This window comes from Streptomyces sp. NPDC002790 (assembly GCF_040295505.1).
GTDB lineage: Bacteria > Actinomycetota > Actinomycetes > Streptomycetales > Streptomycetaceae > Streptomyces.
Window position 1 is genome coordinate 21,658 of sequence record NZ_JBEOVM010000082.1, and the last position, 7,010, is coordinate 28,667.

The following is a 7,010-nucleotide window of genomic DNA, read 5'->3' on the forward strand; positions in this document are numbered from 1 at the left end:
ATGAGAAGGGGGACCACGCAGACCCCGTCGGAGACGGCCGTACCGGCGCCGCGCGCCACGGCCGCTGCCAAAGGCTCGGGCACCGGGCGCTCCGCGGGTGGCGTGCGGAAGTCCGCCCGCTCCTGGATCCCGCACGGTCTGCGGACCGGCGTGCGCTGGAAGATCAGCGTGGCCATCGCCTTCGTGGGCGCCCTCGTCGCCGTCGCCCTCAGCCTCGTCGTGCACAACGCGGCCCGCGTCTCCATGCTGGACAGCGCGCGGGACGTACAGGACGAGCGGATCCAGTTCGTGCAGCGGCAGTACGAGGCGCGCGGCGGCAATCTGCCCGTCGGCTTCAAGGTGGACGATCCGCTGCTCCCGCCCGACCTGCGCGCGAAGGCCCGCGAGGGCCGCCGCGTCACCTACGTGTCGGAGTCGGCCGGCGGCGTGCCCGACATCTGGGCCGCGGTCCCGCTCGGCAACGGCGGGATCCTCTCGGTGCACACCCGGTTCGCCGACCGCAGCGCCACCGTGATGAAGGACCTCGACAAGGCGCTGCTCATCGGTTCGATCTCCGTCGTGCTCGGCGGCAGCGCGCTCGGCGTCCTCATCGGCGGCCAGCTCTCCCGGCGTCTGCGCAAGGCGGCGAGCGCGGCCCGCGATGTCGCGGCCGGTCAGAGCGACGTCCGCGTCCGGCGTGCCATAGGCGGTGTCGTACTCGACGAGACGGACGATCTCGCGCAGGCCGTGGACGCCATGGCCGACGCCCTGAAGCAGCGCCTGGAGGCCGAGCGCCGGGTCACCGCCGACATCGCGCACGAGCTGCGCACGCCGGTCACCGGTCTGCTCACCGCGGCCGAACTGCTGCCTCCGGGACGGCCCAGCGAACTCGTCAAGGACCGTGCGCAGGCGATGCGTACGCTCGTCGAGGACGTCCTGGAGGTGGCCCGGCTCGACAGCGCCGCCGAGCGGGCCGAGCTGCAGGACATCATGCTCGGCGAGTTCGTGGAGCGCCGGATCGCGGCCCGCGCGGGCGACGGCGTCAGCGTCCACGTGATCCACGAGTCCGCGGTGACGACGGACCCGCGCCGCCTGGAGCGCATCCTCCTCAACCTGCTGGCCAACGCCTCCAAGCACGCCCGCCCGCCCATCGAGGTCAGCATCGAGGGACGGGTGCTCCGGGTGCGCGACCACGGGCCCGGTTTCCCGGAGGAGCTCCTGGAGGCCGGTCCCAGCCGCTTCCGCACCGGCGCGGCGGACCGCGCGGGGCACGGGCACGGCCTCGGTCTGACGATCGCGGCGGGCCAGGCCCGGGTGCTCGGCGCGCGCCTCACGTTCCGCAACATCCGCCCGCAGGGAGCGGACCACGACGCCCCCGCGGAGGGCGCCGTGGCCGTGCTGTGGCTGCCGGAGCACGCCCCGACGAACACGGGGAGCTTCCCGATGGTGCGGCTGCCGGGCGGCAAGTGAACCCCGGCTCCGGTCAACTCCCCTGTCGTACGAGGGAGTCCGCGAGCCGAATCGCTTCCGACTCCCCCAACGGGGCGTGCCCCAGCAGGAACCGGTACCAGAAGACTCCGTAGACCTGATCCACCATCAGTTCCACGTCGCAGTCGTCCGCCAGCTCACCGCGCTCCCGACCCCGCTCCAGGACCTCGCGCAGCGCGGCCCGCCGCGCCCCCGTGAACTCCCGCATCAGATCGGCCAGATGAGGATCGTTCGCGGCCTCCCGCACGAGCGTGCGCAGGGCCGGGGCGACCGGGTCGCGCTGGGCCCCCGCGAACGTCGCGGCGACCACCGCCCGCAGGTCCCCGCGCAGCGCGCCGGAGTCGGGAGCGGGCACCTCCGCGTCGGCGCGGTCCGTGAGCGCGTCGAGGAGCACCGCGCCCTTCGAGGGCCACCACCGGTACAGCGTCTGCTTGCCGACGCCCGCCTCCCTCGCGATGGCGTCCACGCTCACCGCCGCGCCGTCCGCGTCCGCGAGCAGCCGCAGGGCGGCGTCGAGTACGGCGCGGCGCGCCTCCTCGTTGCGTCGGCGTCCGGTGTGGGCCCGCTCAGGGGGCATGCGACTCACCTTCTCCGCTTCTCCGTAAGGGAGTTCCGGCGGCCTTTTCGTCGGAAATCTCTTGACGAGACTCTCGGTCTCGGTAACACTCACCCTATCGAGACCGACGGTCTCGTCAACCACCCAGGGGACCCCGGGACCAAGCGGACAGGGTCACCATGACTGCTGCAACACCCTCCGGCACACCCACCCACACCTCGTCATGGGCGGCAGCTCCGGCATCGGCGAGGCCACCGCCGCGCTGTTCGCCGCACAGGGCGCCGAGGTCACCATCACCGGCCGCGACCACGGCAAGCTCGACGAGGCGGCAGCGCGGATCGGCGGCAAGACCACCACGTACCGCATGGACGCCACCGATCAGGGCGACATCGAGGCCTTCTTCGCCACCACGGCGCCCGTGGACCACCTCGTCGTCGCGGTGAGCGGCGCGGCGGGCAGCGGCCCGTTCGCCGACCTCGACCTCGACGACCTGGCGCACGGCTTCGACGCCAAGTTCTGGCCCCACCTGCGCATCCTGAAGGCGGCGCTGCCGCGGCTGACCGAGCACGCGTCGATCACCCTCATCACGGCGGCCTCGGCCCGCGCGGCCTTCCCCGGCACCTCGGGCCTGGCCGCGATCAACGGTGCGCTGGAGTCGATGATCCCGCCGCTCGCCGTGGAGCTCGCCCCGCGCCGGATCAACGCCGTGTCGCCCGGCGTCATCGACACCCCGTGGTGGGGCCGGGTCCCCGAGGAGCAGCGCAAGGAACTGTTCGCGGGGCTCGCGGCGACCACCCCGGTGGGTCGCGCAGGACGCCCCGAGGAGGTGGCGCAGGCCATCAACTCCCTTGCCACGAACGGGTTCCTGACGGGAGTGGTACTGGACTGCACCGGCGGGGCGAACCTGCCGACCGGCCGCTGAACCGCACGTCCCACATGAACTGCCGCGCAGGGCAACTCAGCCACCCGTCGGCCCAGCTCTCACGGGCGACGACGACACACAGACGGAGCGGTCCCCGGCACCGTAGGGCACCGAGGACCGCCCGAACCGACCGGAGCCGGGGTCAGCCGGACTTCGCCACGGCCTCATCGCTGGGCACCGCGTCCTCGGGGGCGGGGGTCGGCGCGGCCCCCCGCAGCACGACCTCCTTGACGAAGACCGCCGCGAGAAGCGCGCCGAGTGCCACCACGGAGCCCAGCAGGAACGCGGAGTGCGTGCCGGAGGAGACCGCGAACTGGTAGGCGTCCCGCGCCTGCTCCGGCAGCTTCGCCAGGCTCGCCGCGTCCAGCTGCGCCGACTGCTCGGTGATCTTCCCGCCGAGCGCCCCGGCCCGCTCCGCCATGACGTCCTGCACCCGGTTGTTGAACAGCGCGCCCATGATGGCGACGCCGAACGAGGACCCGAGCGTACGGAACAGGGTCGTAGAAGAGGACGCGACGCCCATGTCCTTCATCTCGACGCTGTTCTGCGCGACCAGCATCGTGATCTGCATCAGGCAGCCCATCCCGGCGCCGAGCACGGCCATGTAGAGCCCGGACGTGAACCGCGAGGTCCCGGTGTCCATCTGCGCGAGCAGGAACAGACCGACGATCATCAGGACGCTGCCCGCCACCGGGAACACCTTGTACTTGCCGGTGTTGGTGGTGACCCGGCCCGCGATCAGCGAGACGACCATCATCGCGAGCAGCATCGGAAGCAGCAGCAGACCGGAGTTGGTCGCGGACGCGCCCTGCACGGACTGCTGGTACAGCGGCAGGAAGAGCACCGCGCCGAACATCACGAAGCCGGTGACGAAGCCGATCACGGACATCAGCGTGAAGTTCCGGTTGCGGAAGATGTGCAGCGGCACGATCGGTTCGGCGGCCCTGGTCTGCGAGTACACGAACCCGACGAGCGCGGCGACGCCGATCCCGATCAGCTCCATGATCACGGCGGAGTCCCAGGCGTACTCGCTCCCGCCCCACGTCGTCACGAGCACGATCGAGGTGATGCCGACGGTGAGCAGCGCGGCGCCCAGATAGTCGATGGACCCCCCGGACCGCTTCTTCGGCAGATGCAGCACGGCGGTGATCGCCACGAGGGCGAGGATGCCGAGCGGAATGTTGATGTAGAAGGCCCAGCGCCAGCCGAGGTGGTCGGTGAGGGTGCCGCCGACGAGCGGCCCGCCGATCATGGCGAGCGCCATCACGCCGGCCATCATGCCCTGGTACTTGCCCCGCTCACGGGGCGGGATCAGATCGCCGATGATGGCCATGACCCCGACCATCAGTCCGCCGGCGCCGAGCCCCTGCACGGCCCTGAACCCGATCAGCTGCCCCATGTCCTGGGCCATTCCGCTGAGCACGGAGCCGACCAGGAAGATCACGATGGAGGTCAGGAAGGCGCCCTTCCTGCCGTACATGTCGCCGATCTTCCCCCAGATCGGCGTGGAGGCGGCGGTCGCGAGCGTGTACGCGGTGACGACCCACGACAGGTGCTCGAGCCCGCCCAGCTCGCCGACGATGGTGGGCATCGCGGTGCCCACGATCATGTTGTCGAGCATGGCCAGCAACATGGCGAGCATCAGCGCGAGCAGCACGACCCGCACGCTGCGCGGCTGCTTCACCTGTTTCTGATCCGACTTCTGATCCGGTTTCCGATCCGACTTCCGTCCCGGCTTCTGATCCGATGTCACGGGCCGCGCCGCCGCCTGTGTCATGGTCCCCACTCCCCCTGCGTCACCCGGGACTTACTTGTCGCCCGGCTAGTTACCTACAATGGGGAAAGTAGAGCGCCAACTAGCCGGGCGTCAAGTAAGTTTTTTACCAAGGGCACGAGAGGCAGCAGCCGATGGTCACGGGCAGCAGTAAGCCGCAGCGGCGCCGCGGGGACACCCGCCAGCGCATTCAGGACGTGACCTTGGAGCTCATCGCCGAGCAGGGCTACGAGAAGACCTCGCTGCGGGAGATCTCCGAGCGGCTCGGTGTGACGAAGGCCGCGCTCTACTACCACTTCAAGACCAAGGAAGACATCGTCGTCAGTCTGTTCACGGACCTGATGAGGCCGATCGACGACGTGATCGCGTGGGCCGCCGAGCAGCCGCCGACGCTGGGGGCCAAGCTCGAGATCCTCGGCCACTACTCGAACGCGCTGGCCGACGCCGCCCCGCTCTTCCGCTTCATGCAGGAGAACCAGGCGACGATGCGCGAGCTGAGCATCGGCGAGAACTTCAAGGAACGGATGACGTCCCTGCTCGGCCATCTGCTCCCCGAGGACGTCACGCTGACCGACCGGGTCCGCTGCTTCAGCGCGCTGTTCTCGATGCACGCCGGAATGTTCGTCCTCAGAGACGTCGAAGGCGACCCCGAGGAGAAGCGCAAGGCCATCCTCGAGGTCGCCTCCGACCTGGTCACCCGGGCCCATCACAGCTGACGGACCGGTGCGGTGGGCGTCGTCAGACGCTCACGCCCTCCTTCTTCAGGAAGGAGACGGGGTTGATCGCCGAGCCGTAGTCCGCCGTCTTGCGGATCTCGAAGTGCAGGTGCGGACCGCTGGAGTTGCCGGTGTCGCCGGACTTCGCGATGTGGTCGCCCGTGGTGACGGTGTCGCCGACCTTCACGTCGATCCGGGACAGGTGCGCGTACTGGGAGTACGTGCCGTTGCCGTGCTTGATGACGATGGCGTTGCCGTACGCGGGGCCGTCACCGGCGCCGTTGCCACCGGCCTTGACGACGGTGCCGCTGTGCGCGGCCATCACGTCGGTGCCGGTCGACACGGCGAAGTCCTGGCCGGAGTGGTGGCCGCTGGCCCACATGCTGCCGCCCTGCGAGTAGCCGGCGGAGAGCTCGTAGTGCTTGACCGGGTCGATCCAGGACTTGGCCTTCTTCTCCTCGGCGGCCTTCTTCTTGGCCTCGGCCGCCTTCGCCTTCGCCTCGGCCTCCTTCTTCGCCTTCGCGGCGTTGTCGGCGGCCTTGGCCTGCGCGGTGGCCTGGGCCTCGACGGAGCCGGCGGCGATACCGGGGAGCGCGGTGGCGTCTGCGGAGTCGGCGACCGCGGCCCCGGCCCCCAGCAGCGCCGAGACTCCGAATCCGGCGGCCACGACGGCAGCCCGCTTACGGAGCATCGACGTACCGGGGCGGTGGGACTGGGTGCGCTTCGACATATGGGCAGACCTTTCGAACTGGGACATGAGGGGGCCCGGCGCACTGCCTCGTGCTGCCGGGCCGGCCATCCCTTGGTAACCCCGCCCCCCATCGACACCCAAAACGCCCATCTACGACATCTCCTCGTAGACCCGCCCCGGAAACGGTCCGGGACGTCCGACGACCCGGCCGGGACGAACGTCGTCCGATTTATGCACTCATCCCGGGTTTAACCGCACTTCATCGCCGTACGCCCGAGCCGCGCACGCCGACCGCGCCACCCTCCACACCGAAACGGACAAATCACCGAAACCCATCAGCCACGTAACAGCACGGCAAACCAACCCACGTACCACTATTTCCGTTAGTACGTGATCCACGTCCTGTGCGGCATGTCACCGACCGACAAGATCCAACCCCCTGCGGATGTGACCGGGGCTACCGCGATTCATTCGCAGTCCCCCGGCGTTCACGCCGGGGGTGGAGCCAATCAGCTGCTGCGATGCGGAGCGTCGCCGATTTTTGTACGGCGGAGCCGGACACCGCGGTTCTTCAGCCGCGGTGCGGAGCGCCGCGAAGGCTGGTCCCGGCGGAGCCGGGTAGTGCTCACACCGGCCGGTTCTGCTGCTCGATGTACTGGCGGACCACCGACAAGGGTGCGCCGCCGACGGTGCCGGCGAAGTAGGAGCTGGACCATAGTTTGTTTGCCCGCCAGTAGTGACGGACCAGGTCGGGGAACTCCGGGCGGAGACGGCGTGAGGAGACGCCCTTGGGGCGCCGTTCCCGAAGGCCGCCGAGCTGTCGCAGAAACTGATCACCCAGGCCAAGCAGACCGCCGAGCGGTCCTGGCTGGGCGAGGTCTCCT

7 protein-coding genes are annotated in these 7,010 nt (G+C 70.0%); 3 read left to right on the top strand and 4 right to left on the bottom strand.

From position 1 onward, the window contains the following. Positions 1-1,449 (top strand): two-component system sensor histidine kinase CseC, encoded by a 1,449-nt coding sequence (gene cseC / locus ABT004_RS27280; RefSeq protein WP_451193598.1) that lies wholly within the window; start codon positions 1-3, stop codon positions 1,447-1,449. Positions 1,450-1,462: 13 nt separating this feature from the next. Here cseC and ABT004_RS27285 read toward each other — a convergent pair whose 3' ends face one another. Then, complete coding sequence (locus ABT004_RS27285) at positions 1,463-2,044, bottom strand: TetR/AcrR family transcriptional regulator (RefSeq protein ID WP_351341952.1); 582 nt, start codon at positions 2,042-2,044, stop codon at positions 1,463-1,465. A gap of 202 nt (positions 2,045-2,246) precedes the next feature. Between ABT004_RS27285 and ABT004_RS27290 the strand changes: the two genes are divergently transcribed. Then, positions 2,247-2,945 (top strand): SDR family oxidoreductase, encoded by a 699-nt coding sequence (locus tag ABT004_RS27290; protein WP_351341954.1) that lies wholly within the window; start codon positions 2,247-2,249, stop codon positions 2,943-2,945. A gap of 142 nt (positions 2,946-3,087) precedes the next feature. Here ABT004_RS27290 and ABT004_RS27295 read toward each other — a convergent pair whose 3' ends face one another. Next, positions 3,088-4,722 carry an MDR family MFS transporter gene (locus ABT004_RS27295; protein ID WP_351341956.1) on the bottom strand — a complete coding sequence of 545 codons (1,635 nt, stop codon included), beginning with the start codon at positions 4,720-4,722 and terminating at the stop codon, positions 3,088-3,090. 131 nt (positions 4,723-4,853) lie between these two features. Here ABT004_RS27295 and ABT004_RS27300 point away from each other — a divergent pair, with 131 nt between their 5' ends. After that, positions 4,854-5,435, top strand: coding sequence for a TetR/AcrR family transcriptional regulator (locus ABT004_RS27300; RefSeq protein ID WP_351341958.1), 582 nt, complete (start codon positions 4,854-4,856; stop codon positions 5,433-5,435). A gap of 22 nt (positions 5,436-5,457) precedes the next feature. Here the strand turns inward: ABT004_RS27300 and ABT004_RS27305 are convergent, their stop codons facing one another. Together ABT004_RS27305 and ABT004_RS27310 are read right to left on the bottom strand one after the other, a co-directional pair. Further along, positions 5,458-6,165: a M23 family metallopeptidase gene (locus ABT004_RS27305; protein ID WP_351341960.1), complete on the bottom strand. Its 708-nt coding sequence runs from the start codon at positions 6,163-6,165 to the stop codon at positions 5,458-5,460. Between the two features lie 586 nt (positions 6,166-6,751). After that, a partial coding sequence (locus ABT004_RS27310; RefSeq protein ID WP_351341962.1) for a transposase occupies positions 6,752-7,010 on the bottom strand: 259 nt, incomplete at its 5' end.